Annotated in this window: 18 protein-coding genes; 6 read left to right on the top strand and 12 right to left on the bottom strand. The window is 44.8% G+C overall.

The window, feature by feature from the left end; all coding sequences use genetic code 11:
• Positions 1–3: 3 nt before the first annotated feature.
• Both msbA and OH459_RS02190 read right to left on the bottom strand, forming a co-directional pair.
• Positions 4–1752: a lipid A ABC transporter ATP-binding protein/permease MsbA gene (msbA, locus tag OH459_RS02195; protein ID WP_269985039.1), complete on the bottom strand. Its 1749-nt coding sequence runs from the start codon at positions 1750–1752 to the stop codon at positions 4–6.
• A 31-nt stretch (positions 1753–1783) separates the two neighbouring features.
• Positions 1784–4042 carry a DNA internalization-related competence protein ComEC/Rec2 gene (locus OH459_RS02190; protein WP_269985037.1) on the bottom strand — a complete coding sequence of 753 codons (2259 nt, stop codon included), beginning with the start codon at positions 4040–4042 and terminating at the stop codon, positions 1784–1786.
• An 8-nt stretch (positions 4043–4050) separates the two neighbouring features.
• On the opposite strand from OH459_RS02190, the gene OH459_RS02185 reads away from it, so the two are divergent.
• Positions 4051–4560 carry a DUF2062 domain-containing protein gene (locus tag OH459_RS02185; RefSeq protein WP_005446692.1) on the top strand — a complete coding sequence of 170 codons (510 nt, stop codon included), beginning with the start codon at positions 4051–4053 and terminating at the stop codon, positions 4558–4560.
• A 196-nt stretch (positions 4561–4756) separates the two neighbouring features.
• On the opposite strand, the gene lolE is transcribed toward OH459_RS02185, so the two are convergent.
• The 3 genes from lolE to lolC are packed head-to-tail and all read right to left on the bottom strand — an operon-like array spanning position 4757 to position 7912.
• Complete coding sequence (gene lolE, locus OH459_RS02180; protein WP_053052834.1) at positions 4757–6001, bottom strand: lipoprotein-releasing ABC transporter permease subunit LolE; 1245 nt, start codon at positions 5999–6001, stop codon at positions 4757–4759.
• A gap of 2 nt (positions 6002–6003) precedes the next feature.
• Positions 6004–6711: a lipoprotein-releasing ABC transporter ATP-binding protein LolD gene (gene lolD / locus OH459_RS02175; protein ID WP_005446689.1), complete on the bottom strand. Its 708-nt coding sequence runs from the start codon at positions 6709–6711 to the stop codon at positions 6004–6006.
• Positions 6704–7912 carry a lipoprotein-releasing ABC transporter permease subunit LolC gene (gene lolC, locus OH459_RS02170; protein WP_050903972.1) on the bottom strand — a complete coding sequence of 403 codons (1209 nt, stop codon included), beginning with the start codon at positions 7910–7912 and terminating at the stop codon, positions 6704–6706. The genes lolD and lolC overlap by 8 nt, the downstream gene beginning before the upstream one ends.
• A gap of 264 nt (positions 7913–8176) precedes the next feature.
• On the opposite strand from lolC, the gene OH459_RS02165 reads away from it, so the two are divergent.
• From OH459_RS02165 to OH459_RS02150, 4 genes are all read left to right on the top strand, one after another.
• Positions 8177–8746, top strand: coding sequence for a PilZ domain-containing protein (locus OH459_RS02165; protein ID WP_009698318.1), 570 nt, complete (start codon positions 8177–8179; stop codon positions 8744–8746).
• 5 nt (positions 8747–8751) lie between these two features.
• Positions 8752–12213, top strand: coding sequence for a transcription-repair coupling factor (gene mfd, locus OH459_RS02160; protein ID WP_005446683.1), 3462 nt, complete (start codon positions 8752–8754; stop codon positions 12211–12213).
• Between the two features lie 7 nt (positions 12214–12220).
• Positions 12221–12991 (top strand): peptidoglycan binding protein CsiV, encoded by a 771-nt coding sequence (locus OH459_RS02155; protein WP_074050253.1) that lies wholly within the window; start codon positions 12221–12223, stop codon positions 12989–12991.
• 71 nt (positions 12992–13062) lie between these two features.
• Positions 13063–13611: a GNAT family N-acetyltransferase gene (locus OH459_RS02150; protein WP_005446680.1), complete on the top strand. Its 549-nt coding sequence runs from the start codon at positions 13063–13065 to the stop codon at positions 13609–13611.
• Between the two features lie 86 nt (positions 13612–13697).
• Here OH459_RS02150 and OH459_RS02145 read toward each other — a convergent pair whose 3' ends face one another.
• The 7 genes from OH459_RS02145 to hinT all read right to left on the bottom strand — a co-directional run bounded on the left by OH459_RS02145 (position 13698) and on the right by hinT (position 20000).
• Positions 13698–14987, bottom strand: coding sequence for an NAD(P)/FAD-dependent oxidoreductase (locus OH459_RS02145; RefSeq protein WP_005446679.1), 1290 nt, complete (start codon positions 14985–14987; stop codon positions 13698–13700).
• Positions 14988–15513: 526 nt separating this feature from the next.
• Positions 15514–16053: an alpha/beta hydrolase YcfP gene (ycfP, locus tag OH459_RS02140; RefSeq protein WP_005446677.1), complete on the bottom strand. Its 540-nt coding sequence runs from the start codon at positions 16051–16053 to the stop codon at positions 15514–15516.
• A gap of 75 nt (positions 16054–16128) precedes the next feature.
• On the bottom strand, positions 16129–17010 hold the full coding sequence (gene thiK, locus OH459_RS02135) for a thiamine kinase (protein WP_005446675.1): 882 nt from the start codon (positions 17008–17010) through the stop codon (positions 16129–16131).
• Between the two features lie 43 nt (positions 17011–17053).
• Entirely contained in the window at positions 17054–17644 is a 591-nt protein-coding gene (gene lpoB, locus OH459_RS02130) for a penicillin-binding protein activator LpoB (protein ID WP_005431666.1), read from the bottom strand.
• An 87-nt stretch (positions 17645–17731) separates the two neighbouring features.
• Entirely contained in the window at positions 17732–18124 is a 393-nt protein-coding gene (locus OH459_RS02125) for a YcfL family protein (RefSeq protein WP_258456317.1), read from the bottom strand.
• Complete coding sequence (locus OH459_RS02120) at positions 18124–19521, bottom strand: COG3014 family protein (RefSeq protein WP_050908773.1); 1398 nt, start codon at positions 19519–19521, stop codon at positions 18124–18126. The genes OH459_RS02125 and OH459_RS02120 overlap by 1 nt, the downstream gene beginning before the upstream one ends.
• A gap of 128 nt (positions 19522–19649) precedes the next feature.
• Positions 19650–20000, bottom strand: a complete 351-nt coding sequence (gene hinT / locus OH459_RS02115) for a purine nucleoside phosphoramidase (RefSeq protein ID WP_005446662.1) — start codon at positions 19998–20000, stop codon at positions 19650–19652.
• 235 nt (positions 20001–20235) lie between these two features.
• Between hinT and OH459_RS02110 the strand changes: the two genes are divergently transcribed.
• Positions 20236–22227 (top strand): methyl-accepting chemotaxis protein, encoded by a 1992-nt coding sequence (locus OH459_RS02110; protein ID WP_269985016.1) that lies wholly within the window; start codon positions 20236–20238, stop codon positions 22225–22227.
• Positions 22228–22341 lie beyond the last annotated feature (114 nt).

The raw sequence follows: 22341 nt of genomic DNA, 5'->3' as shown, positions 1-22341 counted from the left end.
CGCTTAAGCACCAAATTGGATTCGGTGAAGTTGGGCATAAGCGCCATCTTTCGCGATTAAATCGGCATGGCTACCACGCTCAACAATTGCACCTTCGTCCACAACCAAAATTTCATCTGCATTCTCAATCGTAGATAGGCGGTGGGCAATCACCAATACGGTTTTGTCTTTCTGTAGCTCATCCAGAGCAGATTGGATTGCTCGTTCAGATTCGGTATCTAGAGCAGATGTTGCCTCATCAAGAATAAGAACTGGCGCATCACGTAATAAAGCTCGAGCAATTGCTACACGTTGACGCTGCCCACCAGAAAGGCTTGCACCGTTCTCACCTATCATCGCGTCGAGTCCACCATCCATCTTACTGATGAACTCCATCGCATGAGCTAGGCTGGCTGCGCGTTCAATGTCTTCACGTGAATACTTGCCTTCTGTTGCGTAAGCAATATTGTTCGCAATCGTATCGTTAAACAGATGTACGTTTTGCGAAACCAGAGCAAACTGCTCACGTAAGTTTTTCAGCTCATAGTCACGGATATCATGACCATCAAGTGAGATAGCACCGCCACTTACATCGTAGAAACGGTTAAACAAATTCGCAATGGTACTCTTACCTGAACCTGAGCGCCCCACTAAGGCAACTGTTTTGCCTCGTGGAATATCAAAGCTGACATTTTCCAATGCAGGCTTTTCAGAACCTTCATAGGTAAAGCTTACATCTTTCACTGCAACGTCGCCTTTTGCTCGCTCGACAGTGAATTTGCCTTCGTTCTTTTCTGTATCCAAATCCACAAGAGCGAACAAGGTTTGGCTCGCCGCCATACCACGTTGGAACTGTGACGTTACGCTTGTTAGTGCTTTCAATGGACGCATCAAACCAAACATCGCAGAGAATACAACAGTAAATGTACCTGGCGTTAACTGGTCTTTAATTGAGTCAATACTTGCAAGATAAAGCACCACAACAATAGCAATAGACGCAATCATCTGGATGATTGGGTTTGCCGCTGCTTGAGCTGTCACCAACTTCATGCTTTGTTGGCGCATTTGGTTACTTACTTTCTCGAAGCGTTTACCTTCGATATCTTGGCCGCCATAACTCAGTACTACTTTGTGACCTTTCAGCATTTGCTCTGCAGAGGCAGTCACATTGCCCATCATCGTCTGCATGTTTCTCGAGATCTTTCTGAATCGCTTAGAAACAACGCTAATACCAAAAGCAACAACAGGAGCAACAGCAAACAAAACCAAAGACAATTGCCAGCTGTTATAGAACATCAGAACCAACAAACCAATGATGCTTGCGCCTTCACGCACAATGCTAACTAGCGCAGAACTAGTCGCCGCTGAAACTTGTTCAGAGTCATAAGTAATTCGAGAAAGTAGATTGCCTGTTTTTTCTTTATCGAAATAAGAAACAGGCATATGCATAAAATGATTAAACACCATGCGACGGATTTGCATTACCACATTGCCGGATACCCAGCTCAAACAATAAGTGGAAACAAATCCACTTACGCCACGAATAAACATCATGGCGAAAACGATAAGTGGAAGTGTACGTAGAAAATCAGATTCCGCACTACCAAAACCTTCATCTAGAAGCGGTTTTAGCAAGGAGATCATGTAGGTATCAGAGATAGCATTAACAACCAATGCTACAACAGCAACGATTAGACCTGACTTATAAAGGCGAATAAATTGCCATAGACGCTTAAACGTCTGCCAAGTCGTTTCATCAGTATTTATCGACATAGAAGTGCTTTGTTTTCTTACATTAAGACTCTTATTCTACTCCGTTACGCAGCATCTGCCTATACCAAGGGTCAAATGTCTCACTTCGTTTCGTTTCAAAATACCAATTCTCTTGCTCAATAAGGACGCTTATTTGACCGCCATTCCCCGTATCCAGCCATTTCGCATTGGCGTTCTCGTACGCTAAAACCACGTTATTTGCAGGCATTCCCCACTGATTCCCTTTTGCCAGAGATGCGATCGCCAGTTTTGGGGCAATCGCTTCAACAAACTTGGGGTTAGAAGAGCTCTTACTTCCGTGATGCGGGACAATCACAACATCACTTTTTAACTGATCGGGCTTTCTCACCAAGATCCATTCACTAACGGCTTCAATATCGCCCGTTAATAGCAACTTAAAATCCGTTTTGGTATCGACGACACGAATCACGCATGAATGTGGGTTATATGCACGTTTAACCAACTTCGGAGGCCAAAGAACTTCAAATTCTAGCGCTTGCCATTTCCATCGTTCCCCTGCAATACAAGGTTGGTAGTTAGCGTAGTTTTGGCTACTAAACTTACGAACTGGGGCGAAGTGCCTTTCGATATATGCACGTCCTCCAGCATGATCTGAGTCGGCGTGGCTGACGACAAACATGTCGATAGAACCGAACCCTCTGCGATACAAGATAGGAGCAATAACTTGTTCAGCAATACTTCCATAAGCCCATGTTTTACCCGTGTCATATAAAAGCACTTCTCCGTCTTTTTCTAGGAGCACTGCAAGTCCATGCCCAACATCTAACACATCAATACGCCAACCATCGGATTTTCGTTCATACCACAACACCAGACTTGTGATGACCAAGAACAAAACACCTGAAGCTTCTCGATTTAAAAATCGCATCGAAAGCACACAAACGCCCAATACCAGCACCCACAACGTTGCCTGTGAGCTAAGAGATTGCCAACTCCCCAAAGCAAATGGCAAAGACCAAGTAAGGGGTACAAGCATCCAATCTAACCACTGCCACAGCATGTTCGCCAAGTGCACTGAAAACGGGGTAATGATAAGTGCAACAAACATCAGTGGAACGACAACAAAACTGAACCAAGGGATAAAAATGAGGTTATATAAAATAGAGGAGAGGCTCGTCCCGGCAAAAAACAACCCACTAATCGGAATGATCAACACAGTGAGTACTAACTGAATTTTGAATAAGGTACCCAGTTTCCTAATCCAATTGCCACGGCTATGTTGTACACAATTCACTGCAAATAAAACGGCGATAACAGAGAGATAAGACAGCCAAAAGCTCATAGTGAGTGCAGAAAACGGCTCGATGCACAACTGTATTGCTACAGCAAGGAGCAGCACGCGCCAAGCGCTCCAATAAATCAAAGCAGACTTTAATAACAAGTAAATCAAACATACTGAAAAAGCTCGAGTCGTAGGCAAAGAGAAGTCTGCTAACCATGAATACAAAAAAGCAGTAGCAAGCCCAAACAAGGAAGGTAAAAAGACAAATTTTGGCAAAGCGTACCTAACAACAACCCCAAAGCTCATACCAAAAGCAAACGCCATTCCTATATGTAAACCCGAAATCGAGACCAAATGCAGTAAGCCACTATCACGTAGGAGTTGCCAGTCATATCGAGACAGAAGCGTACGGTCACTAAACGCCAAAGCACGAATAAGAGCGAAGTGTTCAAGCTGAACAATGTGCTTATGAACGACGGCGATAATTTGCGTTCTTAATGATGATCGCTCACGAATAAGCCACGCTGAATCCTTTGAAACGGTCGCCCTTGCCACAATGCCCTTTCCTACTGCCTGTTTTTCGGCGTCATGACCTGCTTCGTTTAAGAGCCCAAAGATGGGTTTAATTGTCACTTCGGTAGTGAACTCACTGTTAACTGCGAGTGGGAAAGGCGTTATCAACCGGATTTTCGGTTTAAAAAAAGGTAACAAGTTTTGAGAATTCACCTGATGGACACGCGCAATTCCTTCATATCCGTGACTTATTTGCGTAAAAGGGCTGTCAACTTTGCCATTTATGGTAATATTCACCCCTGCTTGAAACAGGGCTTGTCTTTGATGCTCCATAACATTGCCGTGGATAATGACAACCATAAAGCCCGAAATTACGCCTATGCTCAATAAGCCACGTCGTAATTTTATTATTGAGCCAGTGGCAATTATTCCCAGCAGCAACCAACGCCAATCTGGTATCGTCGGCCACCATGCAGACGAAATAACGCTCGCTACAAATAAAGCCAAGGTCAAACTTTTTTCTAAGAGAGTCATGTCGTCCTATGCCTAGAAAGCTGATAAAACGCTTCATGCCAGATCATGAAATGATCAAACGCCAAAAAGCACTGAAGGTCTTCGGCAACGTTTTATATAACCCAAACTTGTGGTGTTTAAATCGTCGCTCTGCGTCTGGTGCTTTTGCTGTTGGTCTGTTTATGGCGTTTGTCCCGCTTCCGAGTCAGATGATCATGGCGGCAGGTCTTGCCATCATGCTTGGTGTTAACTTGCCTCTATCAGTCGCACTTGTTTGGATCAGTAACCCAATTACCATGCCAGTGCTGTTCTACTTTGCTTACAAGCTTGGCGCCTTGGTCATGCATGTACCACCACAACCATTCCACTTTGAATTGTCGTGGGAATTCATCATGCAGCAAATGAACACCATAGGACCTCCGTTCTTACTTGGCTGCGCGATCTGTGGCGTAGTGTCAGCAATCATTGGTTATTTCGGTATTCGTGGTCTTTGGCGTTATTCAGTCGTGAGAAGCTGGCAAAAGCGTAAAGTACGATAAGCGCTTATTCACCAGTTGGCAGGTTATGACGCGTTGAATGGAAAACAGTTAACGTTAGAAATGAAAGGTGATGTAACTCAAGTATGAAACGCATCGAGCCAATTAGAGATAGCAACGATATAGATAAAAAGGACCGATAATAATCGGTCCTTTTTTGTTGTCTGTTATTTGCGAACGGCTCGCTGAGCTTTGTAGATTACTTGGAACTCAATACCGCCGCTGGATTAAGTTTCGCTGCGCGGGAGGCTGGGTACCATGTAGCCAACAAACTCAAGATAATCGCCGTAATTGAAACCAAAGCAACATCTGGCCAATGCAATTGCGATGGCAAGAAGTCGACAAAGTAGATATCCCCCGAAAGAAATTGGTGACCAATTAAGGCTTCCAACCCCTTAATAATCGGTGTGAGGTTGAGAGCGACAAGAACGCCAACGACACTACCCGCAAGACTACCAAATACGCCCGAGAATACGCCTTGCCAAACGAAGATACGCTTAATCAAACTGTCTTTTGCACCCATAGTACGAAGAATCGCAATCTCAGCCGCGCGATCTTTAACCGCCATCATCAATGTCGAGACAATATTGAAACACGCGACACCAATCACTAGCACCATTACCAGGTACATAATGGTACGAACAAGTTGGATATCACGGTACAAAAAGCCAAATTGTTGTTGCCAGCTTTTTAGGTAAACATAAACATCAATTCGGCTACCGACTTCACGTACAATTGATGGTGCATTCAACACATCATCCGTCTTCAGCGAAATACCTGTAACGCCATCACCTAAGCGGGCATAGGCTTGAGCATCCTTGAGTGGTACTAGCGCTAATGAATGATCGATTTGACCGTTAAGCGTTAAAAAACCAGCGACTTTGACTCGGACTCGCTTTGGGGCTTGTACCTTATTCGTACTGCCTGATTGCGGGATCATTAAAGTAATATAGTCACCAACATCGACCTTTAACTCATTGCCGACACCACGCCCAAGAATCACTTGCTGTTGACCTGAGTAAAAATTTTGCCACGCCTGTGGGTCAATAAAGTCAGACATACTAGAAACAGCTTGCTCAAAAGCTGGATCCACACCGCGAACTTCTATTGCTTTTAGCTTACTGCCCTTCTCTGCTAACCCTGTAAACCGAACATAAGGTGCGGCAGCAACCACATGCTCATGACTTAGGGCTTGCTTCATGGTTTTGGTATAGTTGTGCAGTGGACCATTCACCCCCTCTAACTCACCATGTGGAATCACAGAAAGCACACGAGACTGTAACTCTCGTTCAAAGCCATTCATCGCAGATAAGCCAATGATGATGACTGCTACGCCAACCGCAATACCTATGGTGGAGGAAAGAGAAATGAACGATACCATCTTGTTACGCTTTTTAGCGCGACTGAAACGTCCACCAATCATCAATGCTAAAGATGAAAACAAAATTAGCCCTCCACGGTTGCTGTGTCTGTGGTAAAACGATCCACCAGCAAACCATCTTGCATATGCATTTGGCGATCCATTTTCGCGGCCAGCTCGTTATCATGAGTGACAACTAAGAAAGCAATATTCGACTCCTGATTTAACTCACGCATTAAGTCGTAAATCGCTAGCGCCGTATTGTGATCTAAGTTACCAGTCGGCTCATCTGCTAAAACCAAGTCAGGCTTATTGACCAAAGCTCGTGCGATAGCCACACGTTGGCGCTCACCACCAGAAAGTTCTGACGGACGATGATCCATTCGATGTCCCAACCCCACCTTCTCCAGAAGGGCTTTTGCTTCCGTTTTCGCATCTGCAACTTTCGCCCCACCAATCAACAGTGGCATTGCAACATTTTCAACCGCTGTGAAATCAGCCAGCAGATGATGGAATTGATACACAAAGCCAAGATGCTTATTGCGCAATGCTGCTTGTTTGTTGGAGCTCAAAGCAGACAGGTTCTGTCCCAGAAAATCCACTTCTCCTTGAGATGCATCGTCTAATGCTCCAAGGATGTGGAGCAACGTACTCTTACCCGAGCCTGATGAACCGACAATAGACACTAACTCGCCTTTATCAATATCAAAACTTACACCTTTGAGCACTTCAGTATCTAACGAACCCTCTCGGTAGACTTTACGAATATCACGACATTCTAATAGCTTATTCATAGCGAAGTGCCTCAGCAGGTTTAACAGAAGATGCTCGGAAAGACGGGTAAACAGTTGCAGCTAGACTCAGAGCAATCGCCAGCACTACCACCAGTAAAATTTGGAATGTATCAATCACGATAGGTAAGTGACCACCGAAGCTAAATAGTGCCACTCCCGCCGCTTCAAGAATTGCATTGAGGTTAAGTGATAAAGCAACGCCCATTGCACCACCAACAATGGCACCAATCACACCACTGCTTGCGCCTTGAACCATGAAAATCGCCATCACTTGAGATTGAGTCATACCTTGTGTTTTAAGAATCGCGACTTCAGATTGCTTCTCCATCACCACCATGATCAAAGCGGAAATAATGTTAAACGCAGCAACACCAACGATCAGCCCAAGCATCAAGCCCATCATATTCTTTTCCATTTTGACGGCTTGGAAAAGCTCACCACGTTGTTCTCGCCAATCACTCCATTGCCAACCATCAGGCATTGGCTGATCAGCAAAATCAGTCACCATAAAAGGGTCTGAGAAGAACACACGCCAGCCAGAGACTGTATCTTTCGGTAAACGCATCAGCTTTGCCGCATCAGTCATATTAACAATCATAAGCTGACCATCGACATCTGAGCCCGTATTGAAGATGCCAGCTACCGTGAAATTACGTTGGCTCGGAATTCGACCCAGTGGGGTAAATTGGGTGGCATTGGTGACCATCAAACGGACTTTATCGCCCATCGACACTTTCAATGAGCGCGCCAAGCTGTGACCAAGGAATACTTTGTACTCACCTGCTTGAAGAGAAGATAAACGTCCTGCGATAAGGTGGTTAGAAATCGGGTCGCCAAGTTTGGGCTCTATACCAATTAAATAACCAGCTGTCAGTTGTGCAGAGCTTTGAATAACAGCCTCACCACGAACAATAGGTTCTGGTTTTGCTATGGTCGACATATCTTGAATGAACTTAGGAGCAGCTTCACTGAGAGGCGTTTTACTATCGTGTTGCGAAATCACAGCATGAGGAAGCACTCCTAAAATGCGCTCTTTCAACTGGGCTTCAAAACCGTTCATTACGGAAAGCACCGTCACTAACGCCATCACGCCAATTGTGATACCGGCTGTCGACATATAAGAAACAAATCGGCTAAATCGGTCTCCGGAGCGTCCCCGAAGGTACCGCAAGCCAATAAACAAAGAAATAGGATGATACATATAGGACAAACCAACTGGTTATCTAGTTATGAAGCCATTACTTAGCTAGTTAATACGGGTTATCTTACCTTACTCTTACAATGAAGAAGACAAGATAATCGCTAAATTTGTCAACGACATGCAATAAGTCCCCATTTACAGCAAAAAGTTCAGCCAGAGAAACGGGGAAACTTGATAACTTAACCTGATTAGCGATAATCAACCCCCTATCCTACTCATTCCTAAATGAAATGAGAGCGCTCGATGGCAGAAAAGGACCGAATTATGACAGAGCAAGAATATTTTACCGTACACCACAATCTGACTATCAACGTCGAAACGCTAGGGACGGACTTTGCTCTGCCAGATGAAGAGACTTTCCAATCCGAAATTCCAGCGCCTTTTATTGTCGCAAGTGAATTTAGCCATTTAGATATGTTAGCTGATAACGCGAGATTGGAGCTGCAAAACAAAGAGTTAAAACACGTCATCCATTTGCTGGATACTCAAAACTCTAAACTCAACTTACTGCTCAGCTTTATGCTCTCGCAACAAGATGACATTGCACTCCGTTTCCAGACTACGCAATTCGGCGCAAGCCAACTGAGCTACCGTAGCGATTCTGCCGTAGAAAAAGACCAACTGGTTCGTGTGAAGCTCTTCTTAGATCATCCTGCTGCAGCAATTTACTGCTACGCTCAGGTAGTAGAGTGCGAATCTGCCGAGCAAGGCTATGTAGTCACACTAAAGTACAAATTACTTCGAGAAGCTGACCAAGATTTATTGATTAAAGCCGCACTATACCAACAGCAAAAACTACTCCGTCAGCGCTCATTAGAGCGAGATAACAAATAATTACCATGACAAAAGCAACGATTCTGTCCGTCACCAATCCGTCTGAGCGTGGCGATAAAAAACAGCTTGGCAACTTACCGGGAGCGGCATTGCCGATGGCGATTGCCGAGCTAGCAAAACAACACTCTAGCCACTCTCTGCTAGTGGTACCAGACCCGCAAATCGCGCTCAAACTGCAAGCAGAAATTGAGCAATTTACCGACCAACCTGTAAGCCTATTCCCTGATTGGGAGACGCTGCCATACGACAACTTTTCTCCACACCAAGAGATCATCTCAGATCGTATTGCACGCTTATATCAATTGCCAAACCAAAATCGTGGTGTGACCATTGTGCCAGTGAGCACGGTATTACAACGCCAGTCCCCGCGTGATTTCTTACTGCAGCACACCTTGATGGTGAAAACGGGCGATCAATTCTCGCTGGAAAAACTGCGTGTGCAACTAGAGAACTCTGGCTACCGTCACGTTGATCAAGTGTTTGGTCCGGGTGAATATGCAAGCCGAGGTTCGATCCTAGATTTGTTCCCAATGGGCAGTTCAGATCCATATCGCATTGATTTCTTTGATGACGAGATCGACACCATTCGCACATTTGATCCAGAAAACCAACGTTCGATCGAAGACATTCAGCAAATCCAGCTTCTGCCTGCGCATGAATTTCCGACGACGAAAGCGGCTATTGAAGATTTCCGTACTCGTTGGCGCTCTCAGTTTGAAGCTCGCCGCGAGCCTGAATCAATTTACATGCAAGTCACCAAAGGCACTTGGCCAGCGGGCATTGAATATTGGCAGCCACTGTTTTTCGATCATACAGAAACGCTTTTCGATTATTTACCCGATGACTCTCAACTGATCACCTACGGCGATATTGAAGCCGCAGTCGATACCTTCTTGAATGACGTTGACTACCGCTACGATCAAAAGAAAATCGATCCACTGCGTCCGTTGTTAGCACCACATGAATTGTGGCTGAAGAAAGATGAGCTATTCACTCACTTCAAACAACTACCGCAAGCTCAGCTGAGCCTAGAGAAAATCGTTAAACGTGCAGGTCGCCAGAATCTCGCCGTTCAATCTCTAGCCGAGCTTGGTGTTCAACAGCAGAACAAAGAGCCGTTAGCACGTTTACGCCAATTCAGTGAGCAGTTTGCGGGTAAAATCGTTTTCTCTGTCGAGTCAGAAGGTCGCCGTGAAGCATTAACAGAGCTACTGCAAGGCATTAAAGTGCGCCCAGTAGTCCATGGTTCACTATATCAAGCGCTGGACTCTGACGATCGTTTCAGCCTAATCCTAGGTGCTGCGGAACATGGTTTTATTCATGAAGAGCTAAATTTCGCGCTGATCTGCGAAAGCGATCTGCTTGGCGATCGCGTTATCCAACGTCGCCGTAAAGACAAAAAAGCGGTCAACAGTGACACCGTCATACGCCACCTAGCTGAACTTAAGCCGGGTCAACCTGTTGTGCACATCGATCACGGTATCGGCCGCTACATAGGCCTACAAACTCTTGAAGCTGGCGGTATGAAAACGGAATACGTAACACTTGAGTATCAAAATGATGCCAAGCTTTACGTACCCGTATCTTCACTGAACTTGATTAGCCGCTACTCTGGCGGAGCTGAAGAAAGTGCACCGCTGCATAAACTAGGCGGTGAAGCATGGGCAAAAGCTCGCCGTAAAGCTGCAGAGAAAGTTCGTGACGTTGCAGCAGAGCTTCTGGATGTTTATGCCAAGCGAGAGCTAAAACCGGGCTATAAATTTGAGCTCGACCGCGGTCAATACGCAACTTTCAAAGCAACTTTCCCGTTTGAGGAGACCGACGATCAGTCAATGGCAATTAATGCGGTCTTGTCTGACATGTGCCAAGCAAAAGCCATGGACCGCCTAGTTTGTGGTGACGTTGGTTTTGGTAAAACAGAAGTCGCAATGCGCGCTGCATTTGTTGCCACAGACAACAGTAAGCAAGTGGCAGTCTTAGTACCAACCACTCTGCTTGCACAGCAACACTTTGAAAACTTCCGCGACCGCTTTGCTAACTTGCCAATTCGCGTAGAAGTCCTGTCGCGCTTTAAATCGGCAAAAGAGCAAAAAGTGATTCTCCAAGATGTCGCTGATGGCAAAGTTGATATTGTCGTTGGTACTCACAAGTTGCTATCAAGCGATATTAAGTTCAAAGATCTTGGCTTGTTGATTGTTGATGAAGAACACCGATTTGGTGTGCGTCAAAAAGAAAAAGTGAAAGCAATGCGTGCCGATGTCGACATCTTAACGCTTACCGCAACACCAATTCCGCGCACATTAAATATGGCAATGAGTGGCATGCGCGATTTGTCGATCATCGCAACACCACCAGCACGCCGCTTGGCGATTAAGACCTTCGTACGTCAACGCGAAGACTCCGTGGTACGCGAAGCAGTACTCCGTGAAATCATGCGTGGTGGTCAGGTTTACTTCCTACATAACCAAGTCGAAACGATTGAAAAAACCGCCGAAGATTTGCAAAAGCTGATTCCGGAAGCGCGAGTTACCGTTGCACATGGTCAGATGCGTGAACGCGAGCTCGAGCGCATCATGAATGATTTCTATCATCAGCGCTTCAACTTACTCGTATGTACTACGATCATAGAAACAGGTATTGACGTACCAACCGCCAACACCATCATCATGGACCGAGCAGATAACCTAGGTCTCGCGCAGTTGCACCAGCTTCGTGGTCGTGTTGGTCGTTCGCACCACCAAGCGTACGCTTACCTGTTGACGCCACATCCAAAAGCAATAACGAAAGATGCAATTAAGCGTCTTGATGCAATTGCGTCACTGGAAGACCTTGGTGCTGGCTTCACTCTTGCTACCCACGATCTTGAAATCCGCGGGGCTGGTGAGTTACTGGGTGACGAACAAAGTGGTCAAATTCAATCGGTTGGTTTTACACTATATATGGAAATGCTTGAACAAGCCGTTGAAGCCTTAAAAGAAGGCAAAGAACCTTCACTGGATGATCTACTTCGAGAACAAACTGAAATCGAAATGCGCATTCCAGCTCTTTTGCCAGATGACTACATACCAGACGTCAACACTCGCCTATCTATGTACAAACGAATCGCGAGCGTGACAGATAAGGAAGGGCTATCAGAATTAAAAGTGGAACTGATTGATCGTTTCGGCTTGCTACCTGATGCAACAAAGAACTTACTGTCTGTCTCTGAGCTAAAAATTGCTGCTGCATGTCTCAAAGCTAAGAAAATTGAAGCTCATGACAAAGGTGGTTTCATCGAGTTTTACCCTGATGCTGACATAAACCCAGCATATTTAGTTAAACTCCTGCAATCACAGCCGCAAAAATTTGCAATGGAAGGTCCAACTAAGTTCAAGTTTAGCGTACCATTGACGGACCGACGTAAACGCATTCAGTTTGTTCAAGACTTACTGAATGATTTTAAACAGAATTTATTACCAACGAGCTAATAGTCGAATGAGAATACTGATCCCATTATTACTTCTTTGTGTCTCAATGCCATCATGGGCTGCGCGTCAATTTGATATTGAAGTAATTATTTTCAAGCGAGCAGTCGACGCTGAAAGTACCAGTGAATCATGGCCAAACAAACTGCCAACTATCGAAATGAGTAACGTCGGCAGCTTACAAAGCGATTCTTACCGTCAATCAAAAGGCGTCACCTTGCTTCCTCGTTCTTCTTACAGATTGAACGCTCAAGAAGCAGCACTTAACAACCATGCAGGCTTTAAAGTATTGAAGCACGTAGCGTGGCGTCAAGGTGACCGTGGTAAAGCAAGTGCACCAGTTTTCCGCATTGTTGGCGGGCGTGATTTTTCAGGATCATATAATCCAGATGGCAGCTCAATCACTGGCAATGCACATTCCTTAGCGACCGATGGCTATAGCGAAGAAAGCGTTAAAGGTCCACTTTATGAGTTAGATGGCAAATTACAAATCTACGTTCAGCACTATTTGTTTGCCGAGACAACCATGGACTTACGTGAACCGAGTGTTCGGGAGGTTCACATTGAATCGCAACCTTCAGAACAATTGTCTGAAGAATTTGGCGAAGTCGATGGTAACGTGCAAGTCGGTAACTTAGCAGAAGTCTCTCCGACTGTGACTGAAGAGACATTCTTGAAGAGCTTCCGAATGGATCAGAAGCGTCGTATGCGCAGTGGCGAAACCCACTACTTAGATAACCCATTAATGGGGATGATCATTCAAGTTCGTCGAGTACAATAAAACACAGTACCAACAACAAAGCGCAGCACTTGCTGCGCTTTGTTTTATTTGAAATCTAACATGGAAGTTGTATGAGTCCAGATTTTGAAATCATAACCCCTCGTTTGGCTCTCAGATTAATCCCATCTGAGGAAGCCCATATTCTACAACGCATACTGGCAGAATCCCCTTCCCTACACCAATGGTTAGATTGGTGTGATGAAAATGTCTCACTAAGAGATGCGCAAGATTTCTTGCTCGCTACGCGACTGAACTGGGTAAAAACAGAAGCGTTTGGTTTTGGCATTTATGAACGAAGTAGCGATAACCTTGTTGGTATGGCTGCTGTCAATGAGCTTTATCATACCTTCAATATGGCAAGCATTGGCTATTGGGTTGCGGACCGTTATCAACGCAAAGGTTACGCTCAAGAGGCAATCCGCGCACTTGCCGAGTTCTGCTTCGCTAAACTCAATTTGACTCGCGTAGAAATCGTCTGTGATTTAGATAACACAGCCAGTCAGGCTTTAATTGAGTCTGTTGGTGCACAGAAAGAAGCGATTGCCAGAAACCGATTTATCTTTCATGGGAAGCCAAAAGATGGGGTCGTTTATTCACTGTTACCCAATGACTTGGAATGAAAAAAGCCACCGACATGCGGTGGCTTTTCTTCTATTTGTTATTTGATTCTCTCGCCAAATCTTCAACAAAGAACCAAAAATTCAAATTAGTGCAGTTTCAAGTTTGGACGCAATACGCGGTTGATACGACCAACCAGCATCATCAAACCCGTTTTAATCACACCGTGTAGCGCCATTTGGTGCATACGGTACAGTGAAATGTAAACTACGCGTGCGATGCGACCTTCAACCATCATAGAGCCTTTGGTTAAGTTACCCATCAAGCTACCAACGGTTGAGAAGCGGCTTAGAGACACTAGAGAGCCGTGGTCTTTGTATTCGTATGCTTTAAGCTCGCGACCATTAAGCTTAGCCACAATGTTAGTAAACGCTTGACTTGCCATTTGGTGCGCAGCCTGAGCTCGTGGCGGCACAAATGAGCCATCTGGCTGGGTACATTGAGCCAAGTCGCCGATAACGAAGATGTCGTCATCACGAGTGGTTTGCAACGTGTTTTTCACGACTAATTGGTTAATACGGTTCGTTTCTAGACCGGCAATATCTTTGATGAAATCAGGCGCTTTGATACCCGCAGCCCATACCATGATTTGTGCAGGGATTTTCTCACCATCTTTGGTAGTCAAACCGTCTTTGTCCGCTTGTGTCACCATGGTCGCAGTACGCACGTTTACACCTAGCTTAACCAACTCTTGATGCGCTGCAGAAGATATACGTGGTGGAAGCGCAGGCAGAATGCGCTCACCTGCTTCAACTAGGTTTACATTTAGTTTGCTAGAGTCAAGATCGCCGAAGCCATACGTACGTAATTCTTTTACTGCGTTGTGAAGCTCTGCCGATAATTCAACACCAGTTGCACCCGCACCAACGATCGCGATATCTACCGTACCGTTACCGTTTTTTGCATGCAGTTTTAAGAATTCATTATTCATTTCACTACGGAAACGGTGCGCCTGTTCAGGGCTGTCGAGGAAGATACAGTTTTCACGAACCCCAGGCGTATTGAAGTCGTTTGACGTAGAGCCAATTGCCATAACCAGAATATCGTATTCCAGTTCACGGCTTGGCATCAGAAGTTCACCATGTTCGTCTTTTAGTTCACTTAGAATGATCACTTTACGTTCACGGTCAATGTCTTGAAGGCTACCCATTTGGAAATCGAAGCAATGGTTTTTGGCATGAGCACGGTAGCTCAATGCATCCACACCTTCGTCTAATGAGCCTGTTGCCACTTCGTGCAACAGTGGTTTCCACAAGTGGCTCGCTTTACGGTCTACCAGTGTAATTTGCGCACGGTTCTTACGACCCAGAGTGCGGCCCAGTTTGGTAGCCAACTCAAGGCCACCAGCACCGCCGCCTACAACGATAATGCGTGTCACAATGTTATCCTCTACAAAAATGAATATATGGGTTCAGCTCGACGTAGACTCACAGTTACGCTGCGGTCATACATCCAACCGATGAATTCTTTGGTCTCTAGAGGTGAGCTCACTTTTTGGATAAATCCCGATGCCATCATGTTATTGCCTACTCTTGTTTTCGGCTTATGGTCCATCGGATTATTCGCCTGAAACACACGATCTCAGACAAAAAATGGGCAAGTTTCTTACTCGCTCTCAATTTTTTTTGATATTTATCAAATTATTTTTACCAAGTTCATTATATAGAGCAATCCTTTGATGGCAACAAAAATCCTTACTCTGGATACGGATTGACTACTTTTCATCTGCTTGACGGTAACGTTTTCGTGCCACAAAAGGTTAAATCGATAAATCAAGCCGATAAATCGATACAAAATGTAAAATTTGGCAGAATCAGTGCGATAGAGTCAAAACCAATAGATACAAAAACAGCACTTCTTGAAGTGCTGTTTAAAGGTAGTTAAATTTTTATCTATTGGGCAATTTATGCGTTCTTAAATGCCTTCATCGCTTGCAGATGATGAGAGATTTTCTTGAACTTGTGCGTTTGGTTCTCATCCCAAATAATCTGATAATGCTTGTCCAACTCTGCCGCAGTTTTCGAATTGTCATGTATTTCATCTTCTTTGGATAAAATCACTAAACAACGATCTTGGTTTTTGGTTCGGAATTGCTCGACACATTTGGTCGCGATATCTTCATATTCTTCGGGACGATCAATGCGACCTGCCATCGTTTTCTCTGGATGCAGGTTTGGGTTGAACATCACCTGCTTAATGCCGCAAAGAAAACCGATACGCTCTGACCAATATGCGCCAAGACCAACACCACAGATAAGTGGGGCTGGGTCATTCGCTTGGTCGATGACCTTAGACACTTCCTTCAACAAGTGCTGCATATCGTGCTTAGGATGAAGTGTGCTGTAATTGATGAAACGAACGTCATCATCGATGAATTGCAATTGAAGAACTTTTTCGTGGTTACCTGGGCTTGTACTATCAAAGCCGTGCAAGTAAATAATCATGTGTACCTCTCCCTGTGACTTGCTGGTACTTCACTTTAAACTACCACTATTTCCTTATGGTTAAAGAGGAAAAAGTCATGAGTTATCAAAACAGTGATCTTCCATACATAATAAGTCTTTAAACTCATTCGCACTGTCTAAGTATTGTTCATCATCCCACAATTTGTAGGCGATCAAATACCATAACATCGCCATCATAATGGTCCTTGGCATCCACGCACGTACGCCTTCCAGCCACAGAGACACATCATCAATTTGACGAATCTGGCAATACTGAGCAACCCCCTGCTCAATTGGCACATCGGCAAGCTGCAAAATCAAAGTGAGGTCTAATCTTGGATCAGATAAAGCGGCGTATTCCCAGTCTATGACCTTCACCCCCTCTTCACCACGAACCAAGTTATAACAACCAAGATCGAAGTGGCACAGTGCAACGGGAACTTGTTCAACACTCGGTTCCGACCGCCATTTTCGATACAAGGTTTCAAACTCTGTACCAATGTACTTACCACCTAGCTCTAACCAGTAGTGATCAATTCGTGACAAGTAAGAGAAAGGAACCAAAGGAATCGCCGTCGACGGATATTCATGAATAGCAGCAGCGATTGGCAATAATTCATCAATATCGATACCAGGCTTAGTCAATGTCTCACCCGGAACCCACTCCACTAGCAAACCTTGCTCATGAACAAAGACAGGTTTAGGTCCGAGGTTAAGCGGGGCGATTGCATTGAGCACTTGATATTCGTTATGGCGAGATATAGCAAAGGTCTTACATACGTTACTGGTTGGTCGCCAGACATACGCAAGACCCTCTGAAGATTCCAACCGCCAACAACGATTGGTAAGTCCACCAGTGACGGTTTGAACCTTCACTGGTGGTGAAGTAAAGAAGCCATCAAGAGTATTTAAACTCGGATCTAACTGTTTCGCTTGTTGCCAAGAAAACCACGCCATGAATGACTTCTCCACTCAAGGTCATATGACCAAAAAGAATCAATTAAAGACCAAATAGGCTCTTAGATTGCTCTTTACGGATTTCTGTTTCATCCGCCCATTCAATCAGACCTGTTTCTAGATCCATTAGACGCATCGTCATTTTGTAGTAAACGTCTTTGTCACTGCCTGCATTTTTCACGATGCTAGAAAGGTTGCCGTAAAGCATGTATTGCGCACCGACCATTTTACCGAATTGGATAGCTGTGCTTTGGTTCACTAGCTCGTCAGTGTTTTGGAAGTTAAGTTGCTCACGAACAGATTCCACACGATCCATGTCTACAAAACGGAACTTACCAGAGTTCAGCATCTTAGTAGAGATAGTGTCAGTAATAGATTCAGTATCGATGTGCTCACTTGTTTTGTTCTTGATGCGCTCAACAAACACGATAGGACGTTGGTCACGAGTAATTGCTGCCACTGAACCTGACATCATCATGCTGTCGACCATTTCGCCAGCAATTTTTTGTAGATCCGTCGAGCCGAAATCAATCGTTGTTGTTTCTGTCGCTTGCGCATCACCGTAAGAGACCTTGTTTGAACAACCACCCAGAATGACGGCAAGACCTAAAAGAGCAATAATACTTTTTTTCATGAGAGTTCCTTAGTTTGTGTTTCATACCAAGGTGCCTCCACCTTGGCAAAGCAGCATAGCCGCCGAAATTGTGTTACTCGAGTTGAGTTAGTTATCATCTGCTTCGCGAATTTGTACGCGAAATTGTGTTCCGTTTGGGTTCACCGTCACTTCAGACAGAGTCACCTGTTCGAATCCACGCACAATCATTTTGCGCCACGGACCAGGTTTGGTGTTCACTTCCAGACCTGTATTGTCATACCAATAAAAGCGATAAAGAATGTGCTGGTCACCTTTGTAGTTACTGCTTATCTGCACGACACCTCGTGGGCGATCATCCACGTAAGTCGTTGTGATGTTGTCAACTAACAAACGGCTACCCAAAACATTGTCATTAAAAAACACCTTTTGAGTTTGACCATCAATTCGGATACCTGCGGTGTTGTCAGCACACCCGGCTAAACCAATGATCACCGCTAAGCCTATAAGCCATGCTCTCATTACAACCTCCCTAGTTGTTTATGCCACACTGTTGAGTGCGATCCCTGACGGGACACCCACACCAACGTGGTTTGTTGTGCTGGCACGTCAAATTGATACACCTGATCACCTAAGTTAAGATTCTGCTTGCCCGGCTTCACCACTTTCGAAGCCGTTTTCACCGTCCCCGGGAGCGTCTGCCAACTTCTGGTATCAGGTTGTTCAGTTAATGTATTCCAAACATTGAAAAGAATGTTGCCGACGTCATCGCCTTTCTTCGCTGCTTCTTTTCGAATTCGGTCTTTTGCCCAAACACGAATTGCCTGACGAATAACAATCGTCGTTAAACGTTCGTTCAAATCGTTTTGAGCCATCGAGTTAACATCAACTAAAGTGCTCGATGGTAATTTGCTACCATTCAATGCCACATCGCCGAAACGCTGCGTTCCACTTTTTGGGTAATAAGGTAATGCGAGCGAATAAATTGCACCATCACCTCGGCTGTCATATATAGGCAAATCTATACGCCAACCTTGTAATGCTTCTACAACACCTTGTTCGTCGATCACGATCACGCGACCTTGAGACTTACTCAACCCTGAAGGTGCTTTACCATAACGTTTTTCAAGTAAACGTAAGTCTTCACGCATGCCGAGCTTTTTTGCGGCATACATGGTGCTTTCAATCACTTGCTTATTGTTTGGCATCACCGCAAGGGCACGACGGTAGTCTACATACGCACTATTCAAATCTCGTGACGCTTCATATAAAAGACCCGACAGATAGAACAAGTAGCCATTTTGTACTGAACTTAGCTTTTTACCCGCATCTGGGTAGTTTGCAAGCACGCTACCTAGGTTCGCCGACATGCCTTGACTCTTAAGATCCTTCTCTGCGCGTTTTAGTTCCTTTTCACGTGCTTTCTTCGCTGCTTCTTGCACTTGGTTAGCACGGCGCATTTCTACCAGCGCACCTTCGAGATCATTCTTTTGCAAATAGTTTAAACCTAAGTACAAATGCAAAAAGCCGAGCTCATAATCGGCAGGCTGATATTCATTTAGATTGTCGTTAACGGCAAGAGAACCAACGCTGGTTGCTGTTTCCGTAACAGAAATGGTTGCACGATCTTGTTGTTTACGAACTGCACGATCGCTTTCTTCTAATGAGTTCAAGCTGGTAGGGTAATCCTCAGCAAGAAACGAAATTCTTCCTTGTTCAAAGTTTCCAAGGATTTCGCCACCTACATCACTTGATTGCAGTTGTTCAGCTTTGGCGTATTCACCAGCAACCACCGCTTGGTAGACTTCTTTATTTTGGTCGCTGTAATGACTGAACAGATTGCCAGCGGATAAGTTCGCACATCCCGTAGCAAGCAGGACCCAGCTCATCAATCCGAATAGCTTCACACCATGTTTCACATTTATCTCCACAAATGTGTCGTTCACAGAAATATACCCAAGTAATTTCAAAACATTGGCTGAGCCAAACATCCCGAAGTGCTTGGGTATAAAGAAGTGGATGAACTGCTTCATCCACTTCTAATAGATTAGCTCAATACCATTGGACCTAAAGGACGACCGCCCACTAGATGCATATGAATATGATAGACTTCCTGACCGCCATGTGAGTTACAGTTTACAATCAAACGGTAACCGTCTTCTGCAATGCCTTCTTCTTTAGCCAGCTTTTTCGCAACCGTGAACATGCGCCCCATCATCGCTTCATCTTCGGCTTCCACGTCATTAGTTGTCGGGATCAGCTTATTTGGAATGATAAGAATGTGGCTTGGTGCACGCGGATTAATATCACGAAACGCCGTTACTAAATCATCTTGGTAAAGGACATCTGCTGGGATTTCTTTGCGAATAATTTTGCTAAAGATGGTTTCTTCCGCCATGGGTACTCCATTTTATAAGGTGTGTAACCTATTTAGTATGCGCTAAGCCAAAAGCGAGCTCAATAAAAAACAGTGTTCACTTAACATTATCAATATAAGCCGTTACGTTGAAGCTTTTTTTGTCGTGTCCGTCATAAAACGTGCGTCTCAAACTCAATACAATCCAATGAATTTTGTTACTTTTTTAAGACATTTCTTATTTATCTTGTCTATTTTTGGGAGAGGAAGCTCACTTATGCGAGGTTCAGTTATTAAACGGATGTATGCAGGCTTCGCGCTAATCATCGTCCTGTTTGCGGTCACGATTGCCATTATGATGGGGGGCATGAATGATATTCACGGTAAGTTTGAGACAGTATCCAAGTCTTCACTACCACTTGTTTCACTATCTAACCAGACCAGTGTGGAACTGCTTTCCGCAGATAAATCTTTTAAGGATTTCCTGACCACAGAGAATAAACAACGCATGGATGAAATGCGTCAGGAATTTGCTAAATCTCAACAGCGCTTTGAAGGGACATTGAGTCAACTTGAAATCGCGAGTCAAATCTACCCTTCTCTTGCCGAACCATTTTCTCAACTTAAAGAACTTGAGCAGAGCTACTTTACCGAAGCAAAAGAAGCCATGGACAACTATGAGGCAATGTTCTCAGCACAAGAAGAAGTGCAAAAATCATCGCGTCGTTTCCAAAAGCTCAACACAGAGCTTTCTGTTGGTCTTAAAGAATACGTTGCAGATCAATCCAGCATCTCAGTGAAAGTGATGGCAAAAAGCTACTTCATTAAATTAAAAGATGCTGAAGTTATTACCTCGGATGCGCTGGCAAGTACCAACCCAGAATTCGTAACTCAAGCGGTAGCAAAAAACCGTAAAGCAGTCACGCACCTAAACTACGCGTTCCGTGGACTTGTGACACAACTGCCTGAGCTGCAAAAAGCCTTCGGCGAATCCGTTGAGCAGTTTACTCGCGACGTAGGTATGCGTGGCGGAGTATTGGATCAACACAACAGTTACTTATCGGCTCGATCGGCGTTGTACAACAACATTGCTAACCTAGCGACAAAAGTAGACTCTAGCATGGCAATTCTTGAACAATTCACCACAACCGCAACCGACAAGCTGAACGAATCTCTCGCTGACGCTGGGGACATCTACTCAGCGGGCGTGACTAAAGCGATTGTCATTGCTGTTATTGTGGTTCTCTTTGCAACAGCGATCGGCTACCACATCGCGCAAAGTGTTCGTGAACCACTAACTCGCATCTTAAAAGCGTTGGAAGGCCTTACAGAAGGCGATATGACACAACGTATCGACAACCGTTACAACAACGAATTCAGCCGTGTGAGCGGTCACATCAATACGCTCGCGGATAGCTTGCACAACATCCTTGTGAAACTAAACGATGCATCAGACAACTTAGCAACAACCGCATCAACCAACGAGCAAACTTCTTCACAAGCACAAACACAATTGAATTCTCAACGTGAGCAAACCGCTAATGTGGCGACAGCAATGACTGAGATGTCTCACTCAGTACAAGAAGTCGCGCAGAGTGCACAAGGCTCGCTAGAGATGGTACAACGTGTTGAGACAGCGTCTGACCAAGGACGCAACGTGATGAACAGCAATATCTCGACCATCAACCAACTTGAGACACGTTTAAACGAATCAGTGTCTGCGGTTTCTGAATTGCAGAAAATGAGTGGGCAAATTGGCTCTATTCTGGATGTAATTCGTAACATTGCTGAACAAACCAACCTACTCGCACTGAATGCCGCCATTGAGGCAGCACGTGCTGGCGAGCAAGGTCGTGGTTTTGCAGTTGTTGCCGATGAAGTTCGAGTGTTAGCTTCCAAGACGACACAATCGACAACTGAGATTGAGTCAATGATCAGTAACCTACAAACCAGTTCACATACCGCGAGTCAGGTGATTCAAAGTTGTATGAGTGATATGGAAATGTCGGTGGAACAAGCATCAAAAGCAAACAGTTCAATGGAAGAAATCCAAGCACTGATCATCGAAATCAGCCAAATGAGCACGCATATATCTCAGGCGGCAGCTGAGCAGAGCGAGACTTCTGCCGATATTGCACGCAGCATAGAAGACATCAACAGCATTGCAGACCAAAGCTATCACGCGATGTCTAGCATTGCGCAAACCAGCGAATCAATGACGCAACTTGCGCATCAGCAAAATGAACTGGTTCATCGATTTAAGCTATAAAATCGAACGCGACAAGTAGCGGATTTATTGCAACCAACTGTATAAGGGTGACTTTTTATTAAAGTCACCCTTGTTTTTTATGAGCCTTGTCTACATATGGTTATTATGGCTTGC

The organism is Vibrio sp. MM46, from assembly GCF_027587135.1.
In the GTDB taxonomy this organism is placed as follows: domain Bacteria; phylum Pseudomonadota; class Gammaproteobacteria; order Enterobacterales; family Vibrionaceae; genus Vibrio; species Vibrio harveyi.
Note: the sequence above shows the minus strand (reverse complement) of the source record. Positions and strands in the feature narration are given on the sequence as shown.